The organism is Pseudomonas sp. C5pp, from assembly GCF_000814065.1.
GTDB lineage: Bacteria > Pseudomonadota > Gammaproteobacteria > Pseudomonadales > Pseudomonadaceae > Aquipseudomonas > Aquipseudomonas asiatica.
The window spans coordinates 166,254-191,988 of the sequence record NZ_JWLN01000001.1 but is presented as its reverse complement, the minus strand read 5'-3'; the positions used below and the strand labels follow the sequence as shown (position 1 = coordinate 191,988).

The following is a 25,735-nucleotide window of genomic DNA, read 5'->3' as shown; positions in this document are numbered from 1 at the left end:
CTCCTGCGACAGTTTTTATTCTCTAAATTCAGCAGCCCATCGCGACACAAGGCCGCTCCTACAGGAGAACGCAGTTTCCTGTAGGAGCGGCCTTGTGTCGCGACGGGGCGCAAAGCAGCCCCCGGTTATCTCGCATCAGATCTGCATCGCCATCCCGTCCACATTCATCGCTGCCTGGCGCAAGGCCTCGGAGCGGGTCGGGTGGGGGTGGCAGGTGAGGGCGATGTCTTCTGCCGAGGCCGAAAACTCCATGGCCACGCAGAACTCACCGATCATCTCGCTGACACTTGGGCCTACCAGGTGCACACCCAGCACTTCGTCGGTCTCGGCATCGGCGATGACCTTGGCGAAGCCTTCGGTCTCGTGGTTGATCTTGGCCCGGCTGTTGGCCGTGAACGGGAACTTGCCTACTTTATAAGCACGCCCTTCGGCCTTGAGCTGCTCTTCGGTCTTGCCCACGGTGGCCAGCTCCGGGCGGGTGTAGATCACGCCAGGAATAAGGTTGTAGTTGACCTCGTGGGGCTTGCCGGCGATGCGTTCGATGCAGGCCACCGCTTCGTCTTCGGCTTTGTGCGCCAGCATCGGGCCGGAGGTGACGTCGCCAATCACCCAGATACCCGGCACGGAAGTGCGGTGGTGGTCATTGCCGAGCATGCCGCGCTTGTCGGTTTCCAGGCCCACGCTTTCCAGGTTCAGCCCTTTGGTATAGGGGCGGCGGCCGATGGCGACCAGTACGTAGTCGGCCTGCAGCGTTTCTGCGGTGCCGCCAGCTGCTGGCTCCAGGGTCAGGTTCACGCCATCGGCGCTGGCGTTCGCCTGGGTCACCTTGCTACCCAGCTTGAACACCATGCCTTGTTTGGCCAAGGCCTTCTGCAGGGTCTTGGCGGTTTCTTCGTCGGTGCCCGGACAGATGCGGTCGAGGTATTCGATGACCGTGACCTGGCTGCCCAGGCGGCGCCATACCGAACCCAATTCGAGGCCGATCACGCCAGCTCCGATGACGACCAAATGCTTGGGCACCTGTGGCAGCGACAGCGCGCCGGTCGAGTCGATGATGCGCTGGTTGTCGATGGTCACGCCCGGCAGGGGCGTAGGTTCGGAGCCGGTGGCAATGACGATGTCTTTGGCCTGCAGTGCGGTTTCGCTGCCATCCTCAGCCTTGACCACGACCTTGCCGACGCCATCCAGGCGACCCCAGCCCTTGATCCAGTCGACCTTGTTCTTGCGGAACAGGTACTCGATGCCCTTGGTCAGGCCGGTCACGCTCTCGTCCTTCTGTTTCATCATCTGGGCGAGGTTGAGGGTAGGTTTGACCTCGATACCGAGGTGAGCGAACTCGTCACCACTGGCGGCTTCGTACAGCTCGGAAGCATGTAACAGTGCCTTGGAGGGCATGCAGCCCACGTTCAGGCAGGTGCCGCCCAAGGTCGAGCGGCCTTCCACGCAGGCTACGCTCAGGCCCAGTTGGCCGGCGCGGATGGCTGCGTTGTAGCCGCCAGGGCCACCGCCGATGATCACCACGTCATAGGATTTCATGGGTTCAACTCCAGGATGAAGAAGCGCAAGAGGGGCACAAGGTTAAGCTGAGATGCAAGAATTGTATACAATCCGCGATGTGCATAAGATTAGTTGGTTCTAGACCATGGTCTCGTTTAGAGGAAACATCCCACGAATGAACTACTCTGATCCGGCGACGTTCGAAATATCAGGCGTCGTGGCCAAATACGGACAGGAGGGTCGTTCATGCTTGCGCAACTTCCACCGGCACTGCAGAGCCTGCATCTGCCGCTGCGGCTGAAACTGTGGGACGGTAACCAGTTCGATCTGGGGCCTAGCCCGCAGGTCACTATCCTGGTCAAGGAGCCACAGCTGATCAGCCAGTTGAGCCACCCGAGCATGGACCAGCTGGGTACGGCATTCGTCGAAGGCAAGCTGGAGCTTGAAGGCGATATTGGTGAAGCCATCCGCGTATGCGACGAACTGAGCGAAGCGCTACTGACCGACGAAGACGACACCCCACCGCAGCGTCAGGCCCACGACAAGAGCACCGACGCCGAAGCGATTTCCTACCATTACGATGTTTCAAACGCGTTCTACCAGCTATGGCTGGATCAGGACATGGTCTACTCGTGCGCCTACTTCCGTGAACCGGACAACACGCTGGATCAGGCACAGCAGGACAAATTCGATCATCTGTGCCGCAAGCTACGCCTGGAAGCGGGTGACTATCTGCTCGACGTTGGCTGCGGCTGGGGTGGGCTGGCGCGTTTCGCTGCTCGCGAATATGGCGCCAAGGTGTTTGGTATCACCTTGAGCAAGGAGCAGCTCAAGCTCGGTCGCGAGCGGGTGAAGGCAGAGGGGTTGGCCGACAAGGTCGACCTGCAGATTCTCGACTACCGCGACCTGCCTCAGGACGGCCGCTTCGACAAGGTTGTCAGCGTTGGCATGTTCGAGCATGTCGGGCATGCCAACCTGGCGCTGTATAGCCAGAAGCTGTTCGGTGCCGTGAGGGAAGGGGGGCTGGTGATGAATCACGGTATCACCGCCAAGCATGTGGATGGTCGCCCGGTCGGGCGTGGCGCTGGCGAGTTCATCGATCGCTACGTCTTCCCCCATGGCGAGCTGCCGCACCTGTCGATGATCAGTGCCAGCATCTGTGAAGCGGGGCTGGAAGTGGTAGACGTGGAAAGCCTGCGTTTGCACTACGCCAAGACCTTGCACCACTGGAGCGAGAACCTGGAGAACCAGCTGCACAAGGCGGCGGCGCTGGTGCCCGAGAAGACCTTGCGCATCTGGCGGCTGTACCTGGCCGGGTGTGCCTATGCCTTCCAGAAAGGCTGGATCAACCTGCATCAGATTCTGGCAGTTAAACCCTACCCCGATGGGCACCATGATCTGCCCTGGACGCGTGAAGACCTATATCGCTGAATTGCTAAAAAGTACGCAAGCGCGACACCATACTCTGTGGGAGCGGGTTTACCCGCGAATGCGTCGGTACAGCCACTGACGTCTTCGCGGGTAAACCCGCTCCCACAAGGTGTGCGATACCCAGAGAGGGCGCTTACGCTTCACAGAATCGGCGAAATCAGCCGAGCAATCCGCATCCCCAGTTGCTGCAGCCGATGAGTATCGCGGCTGTCCTCCGCAGTAATTTCCCGTGCCTGTTCAAAGTCATTGCTCAGCATTTTCTCGACCTGGTCAGCGAAGCCGCGGTCGACCGTGAGCAGGGTGATTTCGAAGTTCAGGCGGAACGAGCGGTTGTCCAAGTTGGCACTGCCGATCGCGCTGACATCGTCATCCACCAGCACCACCTTCTGATGCAGGAAGCCCGGTTGGTAGCGGAACATGCGTACACCCGCACGTACCGCTTCGAAGGCGAAAAGGCTGGAGGCGGCATAGACGATGCGATGGTCTGGGCGTGACGGAATCAGCACTCGCACATCGACCCCACGCAGTACTGCCAAACGCAACGCGGCGAACACCGCCTCGTCGGGGATGAAGTACGGGCTGGTGATCCACACGCGCCGGGTGGCTGAATGGATCGCCTCAAGGAAGAACAGCGAGCAGGTTTCCTGTGGATCGGCCGGGCCGCTGGCCAAGGCTTGGCACAGCACGCCGTTGTCAGGGTAGGCGTCCGGCAGAATCAGCGGCGGTAGCTGGCGCGTGGCCCAGTACCAGTCCTCGGCGAACGACTCCTGCAGGCAGGCCAGCACCGGCCCGCTGATCTGCACGTGGGTGTCGCGCCAAGGTGAAAGCTGCGGGTGGCCACCGAGGTACTCATCGCCCACGTTGTGCCCGCCGATAAAACCGAGCAAGCCATCCACCACCACGATTTTGCGGTGGTTACGGAAGTTAACCTGGAAGCGGTTGAACCAGCCCCGACGGGTTGCGAAGGCATGAATCTGTACACCACCGTCGCGCATCAACTGGCTGTAGCTTGCCGGCAAGGCATGGCTGCCGACACGGTCATACAGCACGAACACCCGCACCCCCTCGGCGGCCTTGCGCAGCAGCAGTTGCTGCAACGCTTTGCCAAGGTTGTCGTCATGGATGATGAAGAACTGCACCAACACCACGTCGCGGGCTTTTTCGATGGCGGCAAATATTGCATCGAATGTTGCTTTGCCATCGATCAGCAGCTTCACCTCGTTATTGGCAAGGCAGGGCATGCGCCCGAGCTTGGGCATGGCGCGCAACGCCGCATAGCTTTCCGACTCACGGGCCGTGAGGGCTTCTTCTACCCAAGGCCGCCAGTTGAGGTCGGCCATGGCCACATGCATTTCCTGGTTGGCCTGGCGCCGGGCCTTGATGTAGGCATAGAACGAGCGCGCACCGAAAATCAGGTAAGGGATCAGGGTGAGGTAAGGGATGAAGAACAACGGCATGGCCCAGGCGATTGCGCCTTGGGCAGTGCGCACGGTGAACAGTGCGTGCAGCGCGGCGACGATACCCAGCAGGTGAACCAGGCCGAGTAGGTAACCGAAGAAGTAGGGGCTGTGGTAGTCCATATGCATCCTGCTTGCCGAGTACACTTGAGTAACAGAACACGTTCCCGGTCCGCCTTGCAACCTGCAGGGGGATTTGGCGTCTAAGGCTCAGCCCGGCCCGCTTGGCCGGCTTTTTCCAGGAGCGTTCGTCCATGAAGATTCGTCTGCCACTGTTGGCGTTGGCCCTAGGTGTGAGCAGCCCGCTGGTGCATGCTCAGATGCTACAGCCAGGTTTGTGGGAGCTGACCACCAGCAACATGCAGGTCGATGGCAAGCCGTTGCCCGATATGGAGTTCATGCTTGGCCAGTTGAAGAACCTGCCGCCAGAGCAGCGCGCGATGATGGAAGGGGTGCTGGCCAAGCAGGGAGTGACTGTTGGGGGTAAGGGGGTGCGCTCGTGCCTGACGCCAGAACAGGTGGCAACCAACGATATCCCTCTGCAGGACCCGAAGTCAGGTTGTACCCAAAAGATAACCGACCGCACCGGCAATGTATGGAAGTTTCAGTTCAGCTGCCCCAAAGCGCAGGGCAGTGGCCAGGCGACTTTCCTCAGTGACCGGGAATTCACCACCCAGGTCAACGGTACATTCAACGCCTCGGGTGTACAGCAGCAAGGCAGCATGAACACCCGTGCCGTGTGGTTGGGTAATGACTGCGGCTCGGTCAAGCCGCGCAGCTGACATCCCATTGCCACTGGCTGGTCGCGACAGCATCGTGGGCATGCAGGCTTTCTGCATGTTCCACGCGCAGCTTGAAGGCCGTACTCCATTCCATTTGCCGTAGCGCCTTGTGCAGCCGTCGTGCGGCGTCTTCACAGAACATCAGGTTCTGGCCGTTGGCCAAGGCAAAGGCTTGTTCGTCTGCGCGCTTAACTGCGGTCTGCACCGCTGTCCCCAGGCTTGCTTCTATGCGGTCGATCAACTCGGTGATTGGCAGAACCTGCTGATTGCTGCGCAGCCTTACCTGGATTTGCGCGCTACTACGTTGGCTATGGGGCGTCGCCACGATGCCTTCGGCGCTGCCAAGCCACTGCAGCACTGCAGATTTGTCGACCTGCTCTGCGCTGAAATGCGCCTGGAACTGCTGCTGAATCAGTTGCCGTGCAAGTGCCGCCGAGCATGGGCAGGTCGAGGAGTAAGGCACAGAAACGGATAGTTCCACGTGGAACATTTCATTTTCGATTCTTGCATCGACTGTGACGGCATAGCTTTTCCAACCCTCCAACGGGCTGATCAACGCAGGCCTTTTCAGTAGATGCTCGAAGCGCAAACGCAGATAGGCGGCGGAAGAAAGGCCTTCGTGGCTGCTGAGGAAGTCAGCCAACAGCTGGCGAATGGTGAGCGGCGTCAGAGGCTGATGTTCCAACGACTCCAGGGCGAGATAAAGCCGCGACATATGGATACCGCGTGAGCTGCCGTCTACCAGGCTAACGCCGGCATCGACCGTGGCAGCTGCTGTGCGCCCCTCGAACTGTACAGGTTGGGCGATCCCGCACATACCCACCCAGTTCAAAGGTAAGGCGTATTCATGGGTTTGTGCGGCAATGTCGGGGAGCTTGAGCTGAGTCATCTGGTATTCCAAACAAAAGGGAGATCAGCGGCCATCACCGATCAAGCTGCATGCCAGGGGAGGCACCCAGACACGTGGCGGGTTCATTTTTCCTCCCGGTGGGCACTCATTCATCACGAACGGCTTGGCGAAATTGTATTGTTACTTTATAACATCGTGCAATGCATCGTTTCGAATGCGCTCGCCTGAAGAGGTTTCGCCATGTCCAACCGTCTCCCTGTCACCGTGCTATCCGGCTTCCTTGGCGCCGGCAAGAGCACCTTGCTCAACCATGTGCTGCGTAACCGCGACAACCTGCGAGTCGCGGTCATCGTCAATGACATGAGCGAAATCAACATCGATGCCAGCGAGGTGCAGCGCAACGTAAGCCTCAACCGTGCCGAGGAGAAGCTGGTGGAGATGAGCAATGGCTGCATCTGCTGCACGCTGCGTGAAGACCTGCTCGAGGAAGTGGCGCGGCTGGCTGAAGAAGGGCGTTTCGATTATTTGCTGATCGAGTCCACAGGGATCTCGGAGCCACTGCCTGTGGCCGAGACCTTCACCTTCCGCGACGAACAGGGCCGTAGCCTGTCCGACATGGCGCGCCTGGACACCATGGTCACTGTGGTCGATGGCCTGAACTTCCTGCGTGATTACCAGGCAGCAGACAGCCTGGCCAGCCGTGGCGAAACCCTGGGTGAGGAGGACGAGCGCTCGATCAGTGACTTGCTGATCGAGCAGGTCGAGTTCGCCGATGTACTGTTGCTGAGCAAGATCGACCTGATCAGCCAGCACGAGCGCGAAGAGCTCATGGCCATTCTGCGCAGCCTCAATGCCCGGGCGCAGATCGTGCCCATGGTCATGGGCCAGGTACCGCTGGACCGCATCCTCGACACCGGCCTGTTCGACTTCGACCAGGCCGCCCAAGCTCCGGGCTGGCTGCAAGAGTTGCGCGGCGAGCATGTGCCGGAAACCGAAGAGTACGGCATTGCCGCCACCACCTGGCAGGCCCGGCGCCCCTTTCATCCACAGCGCTTTTTCGACTTTATCCACACGCCCTGGAGCAATGGCCGCCTGCTGCGTTCGAAAGGTTTTTTCTGGCTGGCCAGCAAATACCAGGAAGCCGGCAGCTGGTCGCAGGCAGGCGGCATGATGCGCCATGGCTTGGCGGGCCGCTGGTGGCGTTTCGTGCCGCGCGAGCAGTGGCCACAGGATGTGGATAACACAACCGCGATCTTGAAGAACTGGGTTGCCGAGAGCGGTGACTGCCGCCAGGAATTGGTGTTTATCGGGCAGAATATTGACTTCGAAGAATTATCCACAGCACTCGATGCATGCCTTTTGACCGATCAGGAAATGGAATTGGGGCACATGGGCTGGTTGCGCCTGCCCGATCCGTTCGGTCCATGGCATGAGGAGGCCGCAGCATGAACCCTGCATCCAAGCCTGTGGATATTTTCCAGGTATTTGGCGAGACACCGCAGGTGCTGACCGATGTGCTGCAGGATGGCGTAAACCTGGCAGTATGGCGGCGACGTTTGCCACCACAACTGGAGGACTTTGCCGCGCTGGTGGTCAGCCTCGGCCAGCCCTTGGCAGACCAGCGCGTCATCGATGTGGATGAGCAGCACATGCCGGTTTTCACCGAACTCTTGCGCGAAGCGGCCGACTTGCACGGCTATGAGGCATTCGTGGCGGATGTGGCCTGGCTGGTGGCGGCCTATACCTGCCTGGTGGGTGCGCAGCGGGTAGGTTTGCGCCTGCGGGTACTGACGGGCCCGATGTGCCCGCGCTTCCATGTGGATAACGTCCCGCTGCGTCTGCTCACTACCTACGCAGGCCCAGGTAGCGAGTGGTTGAAAGAGGACGCGAGCCCTCGTGGCAACTTACACACAGCAATACTTCCTGTGGATAACGTTCAGTACTTGCAAGCTGGCGATGTGGCGGTGCTCAAAGGTGAAAAGTGGCAGGGCAACGAAGGTGCGGGCCTGGTGCATCGGTCGCCATCGGGGCAGCAGGGGCGCCTGCTGCTCAGCCTTGACTGGCTGGCCTGACGGCGCATAGTGAGGCATCGCCATCGCCCGAAGCTTTTCCCCATGCTGCAGAACATTCCCACCCATGTGATTGCCGGCCCACTGGGGGTCGGCAAGACCACCTTGATCCGTCATCTGTTGGCCCAGCGTCCGGCCAATGAGCGCTGGGCTGTATTGATCAATGAGTTCGGCCTGGTAGGCCTGGATGCGGCCCTGCTCGGCCGTGACGAAGACGGTATCGCCATAGGCGAGGTCGCAGGTGGATGCTTGTGCTGCGTCAATGGCATGCCGTTCCAGGTGGGCCTGGGCCGACTGCTGCGCAAATCCCGCCCTGACCGGCTGTTCATCGAGCCGTCCGGACTGGGTCATCCCTTGCAGTTGCTTGCTCAGTTGCAAAAAGCCCCTTGGGCTGGAGTGCTGACAATACAGCCATTGCTGATGGTCGTGGACGCGCAGTCGATGGTCCGGAACGAGCAGCTTCCGGAGGCTCAACAGCAGGCGTTCGATGCCGCTGAAAGCGTTGTCTTGAACAAATCAGAGGCTGTGGATGAACTCACTAAATTGTTGATAAATAATAAATTTTATGGAAAGAAAATATTCTGGACCGTCCAAGGTAGGCTGCCCTTGTCGGACCTTCCGGCTATAACCAATGGCATTGTCGACAGCTCGGTTGTGGATAACAGCATTGTCGACAATCTTGTAAATCCACCGACAGCGCTATGGGCAGATCCCGGGCAGCCGATCTGTCTTGCCCAGCAGGGAGAGGGAGGTTGGAGCATCGGCTGGCGCTGGCACCCTGGGCAGCAGTTTTATCCACAGCGGTTGCAGGCGTTCTTGCGGGCTTGGCCGTGGCGGCGTGCCAAAGGGGTTATCCACAGCGTGGAGGGCTGGCAATCATTCAATGGCCTGAATGGGGACATGCCCGCCTGGCAGCCCAGCGACTGGCGCAGGGATACGCGTATCGAGCTGATTTTCGACCAGCCGCAATCGCAATCCGCGCTGCAGGCCGGGTTGAGCGAATGTCGTGTCAGCTGATCAGTTGCGCCAGCGGTTGTGCTCCTGGCGCCACTGCTGCATCTCGATGACATTGTCGGTGCGCGGTGGGGTCTTGATCTCGAACGGGTAGGGCGCCAGTTCGATCTGCACGCTGTGGGCGCCGAACTGGGTCACGGTACCGGGGTGGCGCTGCTCGCCCGTGACGGTGAACTCGAAGGCGTAGACGCGCGCCAGGCGCTTGCGGCCGTTGGCGTCACGGACAAAGGCGATACGCTTGAGTGCGACCGCGTCGTCGAGCAGTTCGAGGTCGAGCTTGGCGCAATGCTGTTTGACCCGTTCCAGGGCTTTCTCGCGCAACCCGTGGTTGTGCCACAACCAGGCGCCTGCCGTGGCGACCAGCATCAGGACGAAGAGGTTTTCCAGGGTCAACATTTGCGTATGCTCCAAACAGGTCGATCCAGCTTAACTGCGTCCCTGGCCTGTCGTACAGGTGGCAATCGAGTTCATACTGCGTTGCGCACAATCCCTGAAACAGCTTTGGAAACCTCCCGCATGAAACGTACCCCGCACCTGCTCGCCATCCAGTCCCACGTGGTGTTCGGCCACGCCGGCAACAGCGCCGCGGTGTTTCCCATGCAGCGTATTGGGGTCAATGTGTGGCCGCTCAATACCGTGCAGTTCTCCAATCACACACAGTATGGCCAGTGGGCGGGTGAAGTGCTTGCCCCCGCGCAAATTCCCGCGTTGGTGGAAGGCATTTCCAACATCGGCGAGCTGGGCCATTGCGATGCGGTGTTGTCCGGTTACCTGGGCAGTGCCGAACAAGGTCGGGCGATTCTGGCTGGCGTCGAGCGGATCAAGGCAGTCAACCCAAAGGCTTTGTACCTTTGCGACCCGGTCATGGGGCACCCTGAGAAGGGCTGTATCGTGCCAGCGGAAGTGAGCGAGTTCCTGCTCGATGAGGCGGCTACCAGGGCCGATATCCTGTGCCCCAACCAGCTGGAGCTGGACAGCTTCTGTGGCCGCCGAGCGCAGTCGCTGGAGGACTGCGTGAACATGGCGCGCAGCCTGTTGCAGCGCGGGCCGCAGGTGGTGCTGGTCAAGCACCTTGCTTACCCCGGGCGCGCCGAGGACCAGTTCGAGATGCTGCTGGTGACCGCCGAGCAGAGCTGGCATCTGCGCCGCCCGCTGTTGGCGTTCCCGCGGCAGCCGGTAGGGGTGGGTGACCTGACCTCAGGCCTGTTCCTGGCCCGCGTCCTGCTCGGCGACAGCTGGGTGCAGGCGTTCGAATTCACTGCTGCGGCCGTACACGAAGTGCTGCTGGAAACCCAGGCCTGCTCCAGCTATGAACTGCAGCTGGTGCGGGCCCAGGACCGCATTGCGCACCCGAGGGTGCGCTTCGAGGCACAGATGCTGGCGCTTTAAATCGCGTCGGTTTTCAGGTCCTGATAGCGCTTTTCCAGCTCCTGGCGGATCTGTCGGCGCTGCTGGCCCTGCAGGAAGCGGCGCTTTTCTTCACTGCTTTGCGGCTGGCGCGGCGGCACCTGCACCGGGCGACGGTTGTCGTCGACCGCTACCATGGTGAAGAAGCAGCTGTTGGAATGGCGCACCGAGCGCTCGCGGATGTTCTCGGTCACCACCTTGATGCCCACCTCCATCGAGGTGTTGCCGGTGTAGTTTACCGACGCCAGGAAGGTCACAAGTTCACCCACGTGCACCGGCTCACGGAAGATCACCTGGTCGACCGACAGGGTGACTACATAGCTGCCGGCATAGCGGCTGGCGCACGCATAGGCCACTTCGTCGAGGTACTTGAGCAGGGTGCCGCCATGTACGTTGCCAGAAAAGTTGGCCATGTCCGGGGTCATCAGGACGGTCATGCTCAGCTGGGCGTTTCCAGGTTCCATAGTGTGCTCACGGTGAGGTTGCGCGGAATCGGGCGAATGGGGGGCATTATCTGCAGACACTTCTGTTCCCCTCTTTTGAATTTGCCTTCCTGGTACGGGACGTTGGCTGACGCTCCATCGTCACGCCGATCATGCCATCAGCGGCGCTTTTCCAGCCGATCTGTTTCTGCATATTGCACCGCCTTTTTGCGGCGGGGTGCGATGTTAACCTGACTACACCCATGCAACATGGGCTTTTCCTGCATTCAAAACAGTATGTACTTGCTGCTCGCTCAGGGTTGCCTTGGCAGAGGAGCGGTCTGCCCAGGCATCCAGCAACGGACGAGAAAAGGAGTATCACGCCATGCATGCCATCAGCTTCATCCAGGACCTGGCAGTCATCATGCTGGTTGCTGGCGTGGTCACCATTCTCTTTCACCGCCTCAAGCAGCCTGTGGTGCTGGGCTACATCGTCGCCGGCTTCATCATCGGCCCGCACACCCCACCGTTCGGCCTGATCCACGATGAAGGCACCATCAAGACCCTCGCCGAGCTGGGGGTGATCTTTCTGATGTTCTGCCTGGGGCTCGAATTCAGCCTGCGTAAGCTGTTCAAGGTAGGCGCCACGGCGTTCATCGCGGCATTCCTGGAAATCGTGCTGATGATCTGGATCGGTTTCGAGATAGGGCGCTGGTTCGGCTGGAGCACCATGGATTCGCTGTTCCTCGGTGCCATCCTGGCGATTTCCTCGACGACCATCATCGTCAAGGCGCTCAACGACCTGAAGATGAAGAACGAGCGTTTCGCCCAGCTGATATTCGGCGTGCTGATCGTCGAGGACATCCTCGGTATCGGCATCATCGCCCTGCTGTCGGGCATCGCCGTCAGCGGTACGGTCAGCTCGGGCGAGGTGTTCTCCACTGTCGGCAAGCTGTCGCTGTTCATGATCGTCGCGCTGGTCATCGGCATCCTGCTGGTACCGCGCCTGCTGGCCTACGTGGCCAGGTTCGAAAGCAACGAGATGCTGCTGATAACCGTATTGGGCCTGTGCTTCGGCTTCTGCCTGCTGGTGGTGAAGCTCGAGTACAGCATGGTGCTTGGCGCCTTCCTGATTGGCGCGATCATGGCCGAATCGCGCCAGTTGCTGAAGATCGAGAGCCTGATCGAACCGGTACGCGACCTGTTCAGCGCCATCTTCTTCGTCGCCATCGGCCTGATGATCGACCCCCAGGTGCTGATCGACTACGCCTGGCCAATCGTGGTCATTACCCTGGCGGTGGTGTTGGGCAAGATGTTGTCGTGTGGCATGGGCGCGTTCATTGCCGGAAATGACGGGCGTACATCGCTGCGGGTGGGCATGGGGCTTTCGCAGATTGGCGAGTTTTCCTTCATCATCGCCGCGCTGGGCATGACTCTGCAGGTGACCAGCGACTTCCTCTACCCGGTGGCTGTGGCGGTATCGGCAATCACGACGCTGCTGACACCCTACCTGATCCGTGCCGCCGACCCGCTGTCGCTCAAGCTGGGCAAGGTGGTGCCCAGCCGCCTGGCGCGGGTGTTGTCGTTGTATGGCGAATGGTTGCGGAGCATCCAGCCGCAAGGCGAGAGCGCCATGCTCGCGGCGATGATCCGGCGCATCCTGTTGCAGGTTGGGGTGAACCTGGCGCTGGTGATCGCCATCTTCTTCAGTGGTGGCTATTTCGCCGGGCGGATCGGCAACTGGCTCAGCGAGTGGGTCAGCGATACCAGCCAACAGAAAGCGCTGATCTGGGGCGCAGCGCTATTGCTGTCGCTGCCATTCCTGATTGCCGCCTATCGAAAGCTCAAGGCGCTGTCGATGCTGCTGGCGGAGATGGGCGTCAAACCGGAAACGGCCGGACGGCATACTCAGCGCGTGCGCCGAGTTATTGCCGAGGTGATCCCGTTGTTGTCGCTGCTGGTGATTTTCCTGCTGCTATCGGCGCTGTCGGCGAGCATTCTACCGACCAGCGAGCTGCTGCTGGTGATCGCCGTGGTGGCTGCGGTGGTGGTGGCCTTGCTGTGGCGCTGGTTTATCCGCGTGCATACGCGCATGCAGATTGCCTTGCTGGAGACGCTGGAGAACAGCCGCGAGAATACGCACTGAAGAGAGCAATGCTCCCTGCGCAAGATTTCACCGTCGTCCGAGGGGATGGAGCGGTAGCGATGTCGCCAGGCGCAGAAAGCCTGGCGATTTTAACTATGCCGGTGGCACTAGGCCATAAGTTTCCCATTTCTGTGCCTGCCTCTTCGCGGGTAAACCCGCTCCCAAAGGTACTGCACAATGATCAGCACCTGTGCAATACCTGTGGGAGCGGGTTTACCCGCGAAGAGGCAGGCACAAGCAGCACCAGATCAGAGATCGAAATCAGCTCTCCAGCCAGACATCCCGCGCCCAGTGCCAAACCGATTCCCAGCTGTCTTCACCGACGATTTCCTCTTCGGCATCCCACAGCACCACGGTGCCATCCTCTTCGACGCAGTAGTAGTTGTCGCCGTCCTGGCACAGTGGAATCAGGTCACGCGGTACGCCGGCATCCCAGGCGTTGGCGGCGACGTCGGGCAGGTAGGTATGTGACTGTGGGTCGGTAACGGTCACCGGCTCCAGTGAGCCATACACCACGTCACTGACGGTCAGCAGGAACTCTTTGAACACGAACGGAATGTTGATGAACAGCTCTTCTTCGATTTCGACCAGCAGGTCCTCGTCGGGAAGCTCAAGGGGCACCGGCACTGGCTCGTTGGCTTCACGGAGTTGTTCGATCACTTCTTCCACGGTTCACTTCCTCTAACCTAGATGACAACGCTGCGCGTTATACCCTAGTAGGCCACTCTGGCAAAAGCAAAAACCCCGGGACAGGCCCGGGGTTTTTTGTGCAGCACGCAGCGGTTAGCCGTTTTGACGGATACCGGCCACCAGCCAAGGCTGGTTTTCGCCCTGGGTGCGAACCATGTGCCAGCTTTCGCTGAACACTTCGCCCTGGTCGAAGCGCGAGTTCTTCGACACGCCACGGAAGGTCAGGGTGGCGTCGGTACGGTCGGCGCGGTCGTCGACACCGTCCAGCTGTACCTCGAGGTTGTCGATGTAGGTGGACTGGAAGCCATCACCCAGTTCGGCGCGCTCGCGCTTGAGGAACTCGAGCATCTGCGGGGTGACGAACTCGGCGATCTTGTCCATCTCGTTGGCGTCCCAGTGCTGCTGCAGCGCCTGGAAGTGGTTACGGGCAGCAGCCAGGAAGTTCTGCTCGTTGAACCAGGCCGGGGCGTTGATCACCGGGGCGGCTGCGGCAGCAGGTGCTGCCGAACCACCGAAGATCGACGGCTGGGCAGGCTGCGCGTGAGTTTCACGCTGCATCGGCGCATGGCCCGGCATGGCCATTTGCGGCTGCTGCTGGCGACGGCGCGCGGCGATGAAGCGGAACACCAGGAAGGCGATGAGCGCCACGATCAGGAAGTCCATGATCTGGAAGCCTTCGAAACCGTCGCCCATGAACATGGAAGCCAGCAGGCCACCGGCGGCGAGGCCGGCCAGAGGACCCAACCAGCGCGAAGCACCGCTGGCGGCCGGAGCGGCACGGCCAGGTGCGGTCGGCGCGGCGGCAGGCGTGGTTGGCGTGGCCTGGCGGGTCTGGTGAATAGGCGCGGAGCCCGAGCTCTTGCCGCCGCCAAAACGCTTGGCATTGGCGTCCAGGCTCAGCGTCAGGCCGACGCAGAGCGCCAGAGCGATGCTAAGAAAACGTTGCATAAGTGGGATATCCCCTGTTGTGGATTGCACGCGCGTCATGGTGCACAGGTTCCCGGGCACATGACCAGCGACATAATGTTTCGAGCTTTTGCCTGAATGTTACAAACCCGGCACGACCTGCCCTCGGAATGCTGGCGCGATACTTGTGGGAGCGGCCTTGTGTCGCGATAGGGCTGCGAAGCAGCCCCGATATATCAGCGTCAAAGCCACAATCGTGGGGCCGCTTTGCGGCCCTTTCGCGACACAAGGCCGCTCCTACAAGGGACCGCGCAGACTTTCAGATGGCCTCGAGCTTGGCATACCCCAGCATCAGCCACTTGCTGCCTTCGGCAAAATTCACCTGCACACGCGCCTGGGCGCCGGAGCCCTCGAAGTTGAGGATCACACCCTCGCCAAACACCGCATGCTGCACACGTTGGCCAAGGTTGAACGCGGTCTGCGGAATGCTGGCATTGGCAAACAGGTTGCTGTTCGTGGCCGTCTTGGCCCCGCCGAACGGTCGGCTGACGCTGTTGGACAGGCGCACTTCCTGAACCAGGCCTGCCGGAATTTCGCGTACGAAACGCGACACCTTGTTGTAGGTCTCGCTGCCATACAGGCGACGCGTTTCGGCGTAGGTCATGACCAGCTGGCGCATGGCGCGGGTGATGCCCACATAAGCCAGGCGGCGTTCCTCTTCCAGGCGGCCAGGCTCTTCCAGGCTCATCTTGTGCGGGAACAGGCCTTCTTCCATGCCCACCAGGAACACATACGGGAACTCCAGGCCCTTGGCGCTGTGCAAGGTCATCAGCTGGACGCTGTCTTCATGTTCGTCGGCTTGTGCATCGCCTGCTTCGAGCGAGGCGTGGCCGAGGAATGCCGAGAGAGGCGAGAGGTCGGCGTCTTCGTCGGTGGACTCGAAGTTGCGCGCCGCGCTGACCAGTTCCTCAAGGTTTTCTACCCGTGCCTGGCCCTTCTCACCCTTTTCTTCCTGGTGGTAGATGATCAGCCCGGACTGCTCGATGGTGGTCTGGGTCATGGTATGCAGTGGCATGTCCACGACCTTGGCCGCCAACCCCTCGATCAGCTCGATGAACGCACCCAGGGCACTGGCCGCGCGGCCTTTCAGGGCTTTGGCGGCGAGCAGCTGGCACATGGCCTCCCACATCGACACCTGGCTGTGGCGGGCGTGCTCGCGGATGGCTTCGACGGTTTTTTCGCCAATGCCACGTGGCGGCACGTTGATCACCCGCTCCAGGGCTGCATCGTTGCCACGGCCTTCGATCAGCCGCAGGTAAGCCATGGCGTTCTTGATTTCGGCGCGCTCGAAGAAGCGCTGGCCACCGTAGATGCGGTAGGGGATGCGTTCGCGCAGCAGAGCTTCTTCCAGCACCCGCGACTGGGCGTTGGAACGGTACAGTATGGCGATCTCGTTGCGCGCATTGCCCTTCTTGACCAGGCTCTCGATGGTTTCCACCACGTAGCGCGCTTCGTCGTGCTCGTTGTAGGCCGCATACAGGGTCAGCGGTTCGCCTTCACCCATGTCGGTCCACAGCTCTTTGCCCAGGCGCCCGCTGTTGTTGGCGATCAGTGCGTTCGCCGCCTTGAGGATGCCACCGGTGGAGCGGTAGTTCTGCTCCAGGCGGATCATCTCGGCGTCGGGGAAGTCGGCAGTGTACTGGTGAATGTTCTCGATCTTGGCACCGCGCCAGCCGTAGATCGACTGGTCGTCATCGCCCACCGCCATCAGGCTGTCACCGCCGCGCGCCAGCAGGCGCAGCCAGGCGTACTGCACGGCGTTGGTATCCTGGAACTCGTCCACCAGCACGTGGCGGAAGCGCCGCTGGTAGTGCTCCAGCAGGCCCGGGTGGTCGCGCCACAGGTCCAGGGCGCGCAGCAGCAGCTCGGAGAAGTCGATGACCCCGGCGCGCTCGCAGGCCTGCTCATAGGCGGTATAGACGTCGCGCATGGTCGACAGGAACAGGTCGCCCCCGGCCTGGATATGCTGTGGACGCAGGCCTTCGTCCTTTTGCCCGTTGATGAACCACTGGGCCTGGCGTGCCGGCCATTTCTGCTCGTCCAGGCCCAACTCGCGCATCACCCGCTTGATCAGGCGCTGCTGGTCGTCGCTGTCGAGGATCTGGAAGTTCTGCACCAGCCTCGCTTCCTGCCAATGGGCCCGCAGCAGGCGATGGGCCAGGCCGTGGAAGGTGCCGACCCACATGCCCGCCGGGTTGATACCCAGCAGTTGCTCGATACGCTGGCGCATTTCTGCCGCGGCCTTGTTGGTGAAGGTCACCGACAGGATCGAGTGCGGCGATGCCTGCTCCACCTGGATCAGCCAGGCAATGCGGTGCACCAGCACGCGGGTTTTACCGGAACCGGCGCCAGCAAGCACCAGTTGACGCCCGAGCGTGGCCGCTACGGCCTGGCGTTGGGCATCGTTGAGGGAATTCAGCAGGAGGGAGAGGTCGTCTGTGCGCATCGGGCCATTCTAGGGCGCGGCAGGAAATGGGGCAAACCTCTACTGTATAAATATTCACCTGCCACATGCCCGTTCATCGAGCCGATGCAAGGTGCCAGGCCACCGCTAGGGCGACCTGGTCGGCAGCGGCTCAGTCAATCGCCTCGATGGTACGAATTTCGCAGCGCTGCGAACCGTCTGCATGAATGATCTCCACGGTTTTCCAGCCAGTGCCGCCTGCACGCTCGAAAGCCACGGTTTTTTCCGTCAGCACCTGCGGAGTGATTGCGCCGCTATCCAGAAGTTGAAGCTCAAGCACTTCCCAGCCACCCCTGTGGCGCAGCTTGGGTTCGACCAGCACCGGTTCGATGGCCGGGGAGGCGACCGTAACGGTGCCGTGAACCCTGAAAACCTGATTGCCGTGAGCGATGTCGTTGATTGCAACGAGGTTGGTGATAATGGCCATTGTCTGCTCCTGTTTCGGGTTGAAAGTAGCGCCAGTGCGCTGGGCTACTTTCTGCCCTTTCGCCTGCTACGGGAGCAGGGCAGTGCTTCAGCTATGCCATTGCCTGCCGTGCCTGGCGAGCAGGCTGTTGGCTTGCTCTGGCCCGTTACAGCCTGCCGGGTACGGTCGCGGCGCCTGGAAGTGCTCTTCACAGCCCTTGATGATCGGGTCGATCCAGGCCCAGGCCGCTTCCACTTCATCGCGGCGCATGAACAGCGTCGAGTCGCCCTCCAGCACATCCAGCAGCAGGCGCTCGTAGGCGTCCCAGCGGCGGGTCTGGCTGAACACCTGGGCTAGGTTCAGGTCCAGGTCCACAGGTTCCAGGCGCATGCCCTTGCCCGGGCTCTTGGTCATCATGCGCAGGCTGATGCGTTCGTCCGGTTGCAACTGAATCAGCAGCTGATTGACCTGGCCACCATTGAAAAGCTCGTGGGGCACCGGCTTGAACTGGATGACGATCTGCGATGAGCGCCGTGCCATGCGCTTGCCGGTGCGCAGGTAGAAGGGCACGCCCGCCCAGCGCCAATTGTCGATGTGCGCCTCGATGGCGATGAAGGTTTCGGTGTCGCTGTCGTTGTCGACGTCCTTTTCGAAGTAATAAGCCGGCACTTCCTGGCCGCCGATGCGCCCGGCGCCATACTGGCCGCGTACGGTCTTGTCCTGCACGTCCTGGCCAGTGATGGGCTTGAGGGCCCGCAGGATCTTCACTTTCTCGTCACGCACCGCTTCGGCCTCGAACTGCGCGGGGGGCTCCATGGCCACCAGGCATAGCAGCTGAAGCAGGTGGTTCTGCAACATGTCGCGGGTCGCCCCGGCGCGGTCGTAGTAGGCACCACGGTTCTCTACACCCAGGGTCTCGCAAACGCTGATCTGCACGTGATCAACCTGGTTGTTGCGCCACACCGGCTCCAGCAGGGCGTTGGCAAAACGCAGGGCCATGAGGTTCTGCACGGTTTCCTTGCCCAGGTAGTGGTCGATGCGAAATACCTGGTTTTCCTCCAGCACTGCGCCAATCGCTTCGTTGATGGCGGTAGCCGATTCCAGCGAGTGGCCGATCGGCTTTTCCAGCACGATGCGCGCCTCAGTGTCTGCCAGGCCGGCGTTATGCAGGTGCTTGGCAATCGGCACGAACAGATTGGGGGCGGTGGCCAGGTAGAAGATGCGCGTCAAGCCGCCGGGTTCGCCCAGGTAGCGCGCCAGGCGACCGAAGTCGGCGCTTTGCGAAGCATCCATGGCGAAATAGTCGACCCGTGCGGAAAACCGCTGCCAGACCTCTTCGTCGAAGTCGTTGCGGGCAATCTGTGCCCGGCAATGGCGTTCGGCGAGCTTGAGATAATCGTTACGTGGCAAGTTGCGTCGTGCCAGCGCGATGATCCGCACGGCGTTGTTCAGACGGGCCTCGCGAAACAGGTGGTAGAGCGCCGGAAGCAATTTGTGCAGGGCCAGATCGCCGGTGCCGCCGAAGACCAGAATGTCGCAAGGAATAGTCAAACCACCACTCTCCACGTTCGTTTAACTGGGCGGGTTGGCGTCCATGTAGTATAACTACAAAAAAGCTACAACCCGGCCAGCCGATCATAACCGAGTCCAGCCTGTGAATCTGTTGCAACATATCGCCCAATCGCGCCACCTGCTGCGCAAATCGGAACTCAAGGTAGCCGACCACGTGCTACTCGACCCGGCTGCCGTCATGCACAGCTCCATGGCCGATCTGGCGCACAGCGTGGGTATCAGCGAACCGACCATCGTGCGTTTCTGCCGCGCGATCGGTTGCTCGGGCTTCCAGGACCTGAAGCTGAAGCTGGCGCAGAGCCTGGCTGCGGGGGCGAGTTTCGGCCAGTTCGCCATCCATGAAGACGACTCGGTCGCCGACTACAGCCTGAAGATCTTCGACACCACGCTGCACACCCTGATGGAAGTGCGCGAGCACCTCGATCCGCAGGCGCTGCAGCAGGCGGTGACTGCCATGGCCCAGGCGCAGCGTGTGGAGTTCTATGGCTTTGGCGCCTCCGGTGCGGTGGCGGCCGATGCTCAGCACAAATTCTTCCGTCTGTTGCTCAGCGCGGCAGCCTATTCCGACCCGCACATGCAAGCGATGTCGGCGGTGACCCTGAAGCCGGGTGATGTGGCGGTATGCATTTCCCAGTCGGGCCGTTCCAAGGACCTGCTGATTACCGCCAACCTGGTCCGTGAGAGCGGCGCCAATCTGATTACCCTGTGCCCAAGCCAGACACCGCTGGCGGAGCTTTCGACTGTCAACCTGGCGATCGATGTGCATGAAGACACCGAAATCTACACCCCGCTGACCTCGCGTATCGCCCACCTGGTGGTGATCGACGTGCTGGCCATGGGCGTAGCCATGGCGCGCGGGCCGAGCCTGGTCAACCACCTTAAGAGCGTGAAGCGCAGCTTGCGCAGCCTGCGCTTGTCGCCCAAGTCGATCAAGGCTACCGACGACTGATTGTCGTTGCCTGTGCCGGCCCTTTCGCGGGTAAACCCGCTCCCACAGGTACTGCACCGTCCTTGAGGCTGGTGAGCACCTGTGGGAGCGGGTTTACCCGCGAAGAGGCCGGCACAGGCGCTATAAATTTCACTGTTTTGTCACCATTCCACAGCCAAACCGTAAACCACTCAAGCCAGTCTGAAACTCCCGCATCCTATCTGGGAGACAGGCAATGGCTCGTGACTTCGACGGTACGTACCAACCCAGCGCCAAGGCTCGCAAGCAGCAGGAAAAGGATCAGCGCCGCATGGAATACCGCCGCGCGATCGAGAGCTATTGCGACCAACGTCAACTGCTCCGCGAACTAGTGGACTACCCCGAGCTGCAAGAGCTCACGGTCTGGCAGGCGTCGGCAGCAGCTTCCCCGAAAAACGCTCAACCAGCGCGCTGATCAGCGCGCGTTCGCTGCGGATGAATGCCAGAAAGGCCAAGGCCACCGGCGACTGCCGTTTGGCCTTGGACTGCACCACGCACCAACTGCGGTACAGCGGCAGTTCTTCCACCGGCAGCTCCCTCAATACACCGGTAGCCAGCTCCAGGTTGACCGCATGGCGGGTAAGCATGGCAATCCCCAACCCGGCAATTACGCACTCGCGCTGGGCGTCGGCCGAGGCCACCTCCAGGGTCTGGGTGAAATGCACGCGCTTGTCCTTGAAGTATTCCTCGCAAGCCTTGCGCGTGCCCGAACCCTGTTCGCGGACCAGCAGGGTATGAGGCTCCAGGTCCTGCAGGCGCAGTTGCTCCAGTTTGCACAGCGGGTGCTCGGGCGGTGCCACCGCGACAATCGGGTTGTTGAGGAACGGCAGAAAATCCAGGCCCATGTCCTGCGGCACCATGGACATGATGATCAGGTCGTCGCGGTTGTCCGACAGGCGGCGGATTGCCTGGGCGCGATTGACCACCGTCAGGGTCAGGTTGACCTCCGGGTGACGCTGCTTGAAGGCCGCGAACAGGTGTGGCACGAAGTACTTGGCACTGGACTCGATCGCCAGTTTCAACTGCCCCTGCAATGAGCCCTGCATATCCGAAAGCTGCATGTCCAGGCTCTCCAGGCGCCCGAAGATATCGCGGCTGGCGCGTTGCAAGGCCTCGGCAGCTTCGGTCAGGTAGAGCTTCTTGCCCACGTACTCGAACAGCGGCTGGCCGATCAGCTCTTCGAGCTGACGGATCTGTAGACTAACGGCGGGTTGCGTAAGCGCCATCTCTTCCGCCGCACGGCTGTATGAACGCAAATCGCACACCTCATTGAAGACCTGCAATTGACGCAAAGTCATACGCATCAAGGACTTACGCATTTTTATCCGCCCTTCGGCAACACCTTGTTACCGCACTATAAGCTTTTGCTAATACAGCCTCTAACAAATATTGATTTTTGTTTATCAACCTACAGCGCTAGGGTGAATGTGCGACTGGCCAGCAACGTCTGGTCACGCGCCGACCGGGAGAACCGGCTCGACTGTTCCTACGGCTTTGGGAAGACTCCAGTGATAAAAAAAATCCTGATCGCCAACCGAGGTGAAATTGCAGTTCGGATCGTGCGTGCGTGCGCCGAAATGGGCATTCGCTCGGTGGCGATCTATTCCGACGCCGACCGCCATGCATTGCACGTCAAGCGCGCCGACGAAGCCCACAGCATTGGTGCCGAGCCGCTGGCCGGTTACCTGAACCCGCGCAAGCTGGTGAACCTGGCTGTGGAAACCGGCTGTGATGCCCTGCACCCGGGTTATGGTTTCCTGTCGGAAAACGCCGAACTGGCAGAGATTTGCGCCGAGCGCGGGATCAAGTTCATCGGCCCGGCCGCCGAGGTCATTCGCCGCATGGGCGACAAGACCGAAGCACGCCGCACCATGATCGCCGCCGGTGTACCGGTAACCCCGGGTACCGAAGGCAACGTTGCCGATATTCACGAAGCCCTGAGTGAAGGTGACCGCATCGGTTACCCGGTCATGCTCAAGGCCACCTCTGGTGGTGGCGGCCGTGGTATTCGCCGTTGCAACAGCCGTGAAGAACTGGAACAGAACTTCCCCCGCGTCATCTCCGAGGCTACCAAGGCCTTTGGTTCTGCGGAAGTGTTCCTGGAAAAGTGCATCGTCAACCCCAAGCACATCGAGGCGCAGATCCTCGGTGACAGCTTTGGCAACGTCGTGCACCTGTTCGAGCGCGACTGCTCGATCCAGCGCCGCAACCAGAAGCTCATCGAAATCGCCCCGAGCCCACAGCTCACCCCCGAACAGCGCGCCTACATCGGCGACCTGGCGGTGCGTGCGGCCAAGGCAGTGAACTACGAGAACGCCGGTACCGTGGAGTTCCTGCTCGCCGATGGCGAGGTGTACTTCATGGAAATGAACACCCGGGTGCAGGTGGAACACACCATCACCGAGGAAATCACCGGTATCGACATCGTCCGTGAGCAGATCCGCATTGCCTCGGGCCTGCCGCTGTCGGTCAAGCAGGAAGACATCCAGCACCGCGGTTACGCGCTGCAGTTCCGCATCAACGCCGAAGATCCGAAGAACAACTTCCTGCCCAGCTTCGGCAAGATCACCCGTTACTACGCACCCGGCGGCCCGGGCGTGCGTACCGACACGGCGATCTACACCGGCTACACCATCCCGCCGTTCTATGACTCCATGTGCCTGAAACTGGTGGTGTGGGCGTTGACCTGGGAAGAAGCCATGGACCGCGGCCTGCGGGCCCTGGACGACATGCGCGTGCAAGGGGTGAAGACCACCGCCGCGTACTACCAGGAAATCCTGCGCAATCCGGAATTCCGTAGCGGCCAGTTCAACACCAGCTTCGTCGAAAGCCACCCGGAACTGACCAATTACTCGATCAAGCGCAAACCCGAAGAGCTGGCCCTGGCCATCGCCGCCGCCATCGCCGCCCACGCAGGCCTGTGAGGAACCCCATAATGTCCAAGAAAATTCACGTAACCGACACGATCCTGCGCGACGCCCACCAGTCCCTGCTGGCCACCCGCATGCGTACCGAAGACATGCTGCCGATCTGCGACAAGCTCGACAAGGTCGGCTACTGGTCGCTGGAAGTCTGGGGTGGCGCCACCTTCGACGCCTGCGTGCGCTTCCTCAAGGAAGACCCGTGGGAGCGCCTGCGCAAGCTGCGCGCCGCGCTGCCCAACACCCGCCTGCAAATGCTGCTGCGTGGCCAGAACCTGCTGGGCTACCGCCACTACAGCGACGACGTGGTCAAGGCGTTCGTCGCCAAGGCCGCAGTCAACGGTATCGACGTGTTCCGTATCTTCGATGCCATGAACGACGTGCGTAACCTGCGCGTGGCCATTGAAGCGGTCAAGGCTGCCGGCAAGCATGCTCAGGGCACCATCGCCTACACCACCAGCCCGGTGCACACCATCGAAGCCTTCGTGAACCAGGCCAAGCAGATGGAAGCCATGGGTTGCGACTCGATCGCGATCAAGGACATGGCCGGCCTGCTGACCCCGTTCGCCACCGGCGAACTGGTCAAGGCGCTGAAAGCCGAGCAGTCGCTGCCGGTGTTCATCCACTCCCACGACACTGCCGGCCTGGCCGCAATGTGCCAGCTGAAGGCTGTGGAAAACGGCGCCGATCACATCGACACCGCCATCTCCAGCTTCGCTTGGGGCACTAGCCACCCGGGTACCGAGTCGATGGTTGCCGCGCTCAAGGGCAGCGAATTCGATACTGGCCTGGACTTGGAACTGCTGCAGGAAATCGGCCTGTACTTCTATGCCGTGCGCAAGAAGTACCACCAGTTCGAAAGCGAGTTCACCGCCGTGGACACCCGCGTACAGGTCAACCAGGTACCGGGCGGCATGATTTCCAACCTGGCCAACCAGCTCAAGGAACAGGGCGCCCTCAACCGCATGAACGAAGTGCTGGCTGAGATCCCGCGCGTGCGTGAAGACCTTGGCTTCCCACCGCTGGTGACCCCGACCTCGCAGATCGTCGGTACCCAGGCGTTCTTCAACGTGCTGGCCGGCGAGCGCTACAAGACCATCACCAACGAGGTGAAGCTGTACCTGCAAGGCGGTTACGGCAAGGCTCCGGGCGTGGTCAACGAGCAGCTGCGCCGTCAGGCGATCGGCAGTGAAGAAGTGATCGACGTGCGCCCGGCCGACCTGCTGAAGCCGGAAATGGCCAAGCTGCGTGCCGATATCGGCGCCCTGGCCCGTTGCGAAGAAGACGTGCTGACTTTCGCCATGTTCCCTGACATTGGCCGCAAGTTCCTCGAAGAACGCGAAGCCGGCACCCTGACCCCTGAAGTCCTGCTGCCAATTCCTGAAGCGGGCGCAGTGGCGTCCCATAGCGGTGAAGGCGTACCGACCGAGTTCGTCATCGACGTGCACGGCGAAACCTACCGCGTCGACATCACCGGTGTGGGCGTGAAGGCCGAAGGCAAGCGCCACTTCTACCTGTCGATCGACGGCATGCCGGAAGAAGTGGTGTTCGAGCCGCTCAACGAATTCGTCGGCGGCGGCAGCAGCAAGCGCAAGCAGGCCAGTGCCCCGGGCCACGTCAGCACCACCATGCCAGGCAACATCGTCGATGTGCTGGTCAAGGAAGGCGACATGGTCAAGACCGGCCAGGCCGTGCTGATCACCGAAGCCATGAAGATGGAGACCGAAGTGCAGGCGGGTATCGCTGGCAAGGTCGTGGCCATCCACGTGGCCAAGGGCGACCGTGTGACTCCGGGCGAGATCCTGATCGAGATCGAGGGCTGAGATAAGCCCTCATCTACAGGCGGTTTACCTCTGGGGAGCGGATGCTCCCCTTTTTTTTGCGTTGAATCTGCCGGCCTCTTCGCAGCACAAGGCTGCTCCTACAGGCCCCGCAAGCCTGAGGTCAGTACCTGTGGGAGCGGGTTTACCCGCGAAGAAGGCCGGCTGATCCAACACAACTCTCAACCGTTACGGCATGCCTCAAGTGTTTCTACCTGACCTCCAGGTTGTTGGTTGGTATCGCTCAACCAACGCTCGAACCCAGCAGCCACCGCTGGCCACTCATCATCGGTAATCGAATACCACGCCGTATCCCGATTGTGGTCCTTCACCACCAGGTGCTTGCGGAACACTCCTTCATAGACAAAGCCAAACCGCTCCGCCGCGCGCTTGGAGCGGGCGTTGGCGTTGTTGCACTTCCACTCCAGCCGGCGGTTGCCCAGCTCGAAGCCCAGCTTGCCCAGCAGGTACACCGCCTCGGTGCCCTTGGGTGTACGCTGCATGGCGGCGCCGAAGGCGATGTGGCCAATTTCGATGCGACCGTGGTCGGGCACGATCGACATCAGGCTGAGGATGCCCTGGGCCTGGCCGCTGGTGCGGTCGATGACGGTGTAGAACAGCGGGTCGCGGCCGGCGGCGTTGCCTTCCAGCCAACGGTCGAAGGCGGCACGCTCGGCAAATGGGCCATAGGGCAAGTAGTCCCACAGTACCGGATCGGCAGCCGGGCCTTGCAACACCTCCCAGAGGTCGTCGCCATGTCGCGCCGGGTCAAGCTTTTCGAGGCGGATGAAACGGCCGTCGATAGGGTCGGCCTGTGGGACTGCGGCGGGTTTCCAGTTCAATGCGTCGGTCAT

General features: G+C 61.1%; 23 protein-coding genes. 11 read left to right on the top strand and 12 right to left on the bottom strand.

The window, feature by feature from the left end:
* Nucleotides 1–135: 135 nt before the first annotated feature.
* Complete coding sequence (lpdA, locus tag RR51_RS00875; RefSeq protein ID WP_039612369.1) at nucleotides 136–1,536, bottom strand: dihydrolipoyl dehydrogenase; 1,401 nt, start codon at nucleotides 1,534–1,536, stop codon at nucleotides 136–138.
* A 207-nt stretch (nucleotides 1,537–1,743) separates the two neighbouring features.
* On the opposite strand from lpdA, the gene cfaB reads away from it, so the two are divergent.
* Nucleotides 1,744–2,928: a C17 cyclopropane fatty acid synthase CfaB gene (gene cfaB, locus RR51_RS00870; RefSeq protein WP_039612368.1), complete on the top strand. Its 1,185-nt coding sequence runs from the start codon at nucleotides 1,744–1,746 to the stop codon at nucleotides 2,926–2,928.
* A 140-nt stretch (nucleotides 2,929–3,068) separates the two neighbouring features.
* Here the strand turns inward: cfaB and cls are convergent, their stop codons facing one another.
* Nucleotides 3,069–4,508, bottom strand: a complete 1,440-nt coding sequence (cls, locus tag RR51_RS00865; RefSeq protein WP_039612367.1) for a cardiolipin synthase — start codon at nucleotides 4,506–4,508, stop codon at nucleotides 3,069–3,071.
* 131 nt (nucleotides 4,509–4,639) lie between these two features.
* Between cls and RR51_RS00860 the strand changes: the two genes are divergently transcribed.
* The gene (locus RR51_RS00860) at nucleotides 4,640–5,167 is read left to right on the top strand and encodes a DUF3617 domain-containing protein (protein ID WP_015272374.1); all 528 of its coding nucleotides are present in this window, start codon (nucleotides 4,640–4,642) and stop codon (nucleotides 5,165–5,167) included.
* On the opposite strand, the gene folE2 is transcribed toward RR51_RS00860, so the two are convergent.
* Nucleotides 5,151–6,056: a GTP cyclohydrolase FolE2 gene (folE2, locus tag RR51_RS00855; protein ID WP_039612366.1), complete on the bottom strand. Its 906-nt coding sequence runs from the start codon at nucleotides 6,054–6,056 to the stop codon at nucleotides 5,151–5,153. The genes RR51_RS00860 and folE2 overlap by 17 nt on opposite strands.
* Nucleotides 6,057–6,257: 201 nt before the next feature.
* Between folE2 and zigA the strand changes: the two genes are divergently transcribed.
* Genes zigA through RR51_RS00840 form a run of 3 tightly spaced genes read left to right on the top strand, consistent with a single transcriptional unit; the run spans nucleotide 6,258 to nucleotide 9,103 of the window.
* Nucleotides 6,258–7,466: a zinc metallochaperone GTPase ZigA gene (zigA, locus tag RR51_RS00850; protein ID WP_039612365.1), complete on the top strand. Its 1,209-nt coding sequence runs from the start codon at nucleotides 6,258–6,260 to the stop codon at nucleotides 7,464–7,466.
* Nucleotides 7,463–8,089: a DUF1826 domain-containing protein gene (locus tag RR51_RS00845; protein WP_013974848.1), complete on the top strand. Its 627-nt coding sequence runs from the start codon at nucleotides 7,463–7,465 to the stop codon at nucleotides 8,087–8,089. The genes zigA and RR51_RS00845 overlap by 4 nt, the downstream gene beginning before the upstream one ends.
* Before the next feature lie 42 nt (nucleotides 8,090–8,131).
* Complete coding sequence (locus RR51_RS00840; protein WP_039612364.1) at nucleotides 8,132–9,103, top strand: CobW family GTP-binding protein; 972 nt, start codon at nucleotides 8,132–8,134, stop codon at nucleotides 9,101–9,103.
* Here the strand turns inward: RR51_RS00840 and RR51_RS00835 are convergent, their stop codons facing one another.
* Nucleotides 9,104–9,496 carry a DUF3301 domain-containing protein gene (locus RR51_RS00835; protein ID WP_015272369.1) on the bottom strand — a complete coding sequence of 131 codons (393 nt, stop codon included), beginning with the start codon at nucleotides 9,494–9,496 and terminating at the stop codon, nucleotides 9,104–9,106.
* A 120-nt stretch (nucleotides 9,497–9,616) separates the two neighbouring features.
* Between RR51_RS00835 and pdxY the strand changes: the two genes are divergently transcribed.
* On the top strand, nucleotides 9,617–10,489 hold the full coding sequence (gene pdxY, locus RR51_RS00830) for a pyridoxal kinase PdxY (protein ID WP_039612363.1): 873 nt from the start codon (nucleotides 9,617–9,619) through the stop codon (nucleotides 10,487–10,489).
* Here the strand turns inward: pdxY and RR51_RS00825 are convergent.
* Nucleotides 10,486–10,971: an acyl-CoA thioesterase gene (locus RR51_RS00825; RefSeq protein ID WP_003260046.1), complete on the bottom strand. Its 486-nt coding sequence runs from the start codon at nucleotides 10,969–10,971 to the stop codon at nucleotides 10,486–10,488. The genes pdxY and RR51_RS00825 overlap by 4 nt on opposite strands.
* Nucleotides 10,972–11,314: 343 nt before the next feature.
* On the opposite strand from RR51_RS00825, the gene RR51_RS00820 reads away from it, so the two are divergent.
* Nucleotides 11,315–13,075 (top strand): cation:proton antiporter, encoded by a 1,761-nt coding sequence (locus RR51_RS00820; RefSeq protein ID WP_039612362.1) that lies wholly within the window; start codon nucleotides 11,315–11,317, stop codon nucleotides 13,073–13,075.
* Nucleotides 13,076–13,336: 261 nt separating this feature from the next.
* Here RR51_RS00820 and RR51_RS00815 read toward each other — a convergent pair whose 3' ends face one another.
* The 5 genes from RR51_RS00815 to zwf form a co-directional block, all read right to left on the bottom strand.
* Nucleotides 13,337–13,744 carry an SMI1/KNR4 family protein gene (locus tag RR51_RS00815; protein WP_013974843.1) on the bottom strand — a complete coding sequence of 136 codons (408 nt, stop codon included), beginning with the start codon at nucleotides 13,742–13,744 and terminating at the stop codon, nucleotides 13,337–13,339.
* Nucleotides 13,745–13,858: 114 nt separating this feature from the next.
* Nucleotides 13,859–14,713 (bottom strand): Tim44 domain-containing protein, encoded by an 855-nt coding sequence (locus tag RR51_RS00810; protein WP_039612361.1) that lies wholly within the window; start codon nucleotides 14,711–14,713, stop codon nucleotides 13,859–13,861.
* A 277-nt stretch (nucleotides 14,714–14,990) separates the two neighbouring features.
* Entirely contained in the window at nucleotides 14,991–17,177 is a 2,187-nt protein-coding gene (gene uvrD, locus RR51_RS00805; protein ID WP_039612360.1) for a DNA helicase II, read from the bottom strand.
* 130 nt (nucleotides 17,178–17,307) lie between these two features.
* Nucleotides 17,308–17,622 carry a hypothetical protein gene (locus RR51_RS00800; protein ID WP_039612359.1) on the bottom strand — a complete coding sequence of 105 codons (315 nt, stop codon included), beginning with the start codon at nucleotides 17,620–17,622 and terminating at the stop codon, nucleotides 17,308–17,310.
* 87 nt (nucleotides 17,623–17,709) lie between these two features.
* Nucleotides 17,710–19,152 (bottom strand): glucose-6-phosphate dehydrogenase, encoded by a 1,443-nt coding sequence (gene zwf, locus RR51_RS00795; protein ID WP_039612358.1) that lies wholly within the window; start codon nucleotides 19,150–19,152, stop codon nucleotides 17,710–17,712.
* Nucleotides 19,153–19,255: 103 nt separating this feature from the next.
* Between zwf and hexR the strand changes: the two genes are divergently transcribed.
* Nucleotides 19,256–20,122 carry a transcriptional regulator HexR gene (gene hexR / locus RR51_RS00790; RefSeq protein ID WP_011536461.1) on the top strand — a complete coding sequence of 289 codons (867 nt, stop codon included), beginning with the start codon at nucleotides 19,256–19,258 and terminating at the stop codon, nucleotides 20,120–20,122.
* 214 nt (nucleotides 20,123–20,336) lie between these two features.
* Nucleotides 20,337–20,555, top strand: a complete 219-nt coding sequence (locus RR51_RS31460) for a PA3496 family putative envelope integrity protein (RefSeq protein WP_080563834.1) — start codon at nucleotides 20,337–20,339, stop codon at nucleotides 20,553–20,555.
* On the opposite strand, the gene RR51_RS00785 is transcribed toward RR51_RS31460, so the two are convergent.
* Complete coding sequence (locus tag RR51_RS00785; RefSeq protein ID WP_039612357.1) at nucleotides 20,497–21,459, bottom strand: LysR family transcriptional regulator; 963 nt, start codon at nucleotides 21,457–21,459, stop codon at nucleotides 20,497–20,499. The two genes, RR51_RS31460 and RR51_RS00785, sit on opposite strands and share 59 nt — an antisense overlap.
* Nucleotides 21,460–21,648: 189 nt before the next feature.
* Between RR51_RS00785 and RR51_RS00780 the strand changes: the two genes are divergently transcribed.
* A complete protein-coding gene (locus tag RR51_RS00780; RefSeq protein WP_013974837.1) occupies nucleotides 21,649–23,064 on the top strand; it encodes an acetyl-CoA carboxylase biotin carboxylase subunit in 1,416 nt (471 codons plus the stop codon).
* 11 nt (nucleotides 23,065–23,075) lie between these two features.
* Complete coding sequence (gene oadA / locus RR51_RS00775) at nucleotides 23,076–24,884, top strand: sodium-extruding oxaloacetate decarboxylase subunit alpha (RefSeq protein WP_013974836.1); 1,809 nt, start codon at nucleotides 23,076–23,078, stop codon at nucleotides 24,882–24,884.
* 179 nt (nucleotides 24,885–25,063) lie between these two features.
* Here oadA and RR51_RS00770 read toward each other — a convergent pair whose 3' ends face one another.
* On the bottom strand, nucleotides 25,064–25,735 hold the full coding sequence (locus tag RR51_RS00770; RefSeq protein ID WP_039612356.1) for a GNAT family N-acetyltransferase: 672 nt from the start codon (nucleotides 25,733–25,735) through the stop codon (nucleotides 25,064–25,066).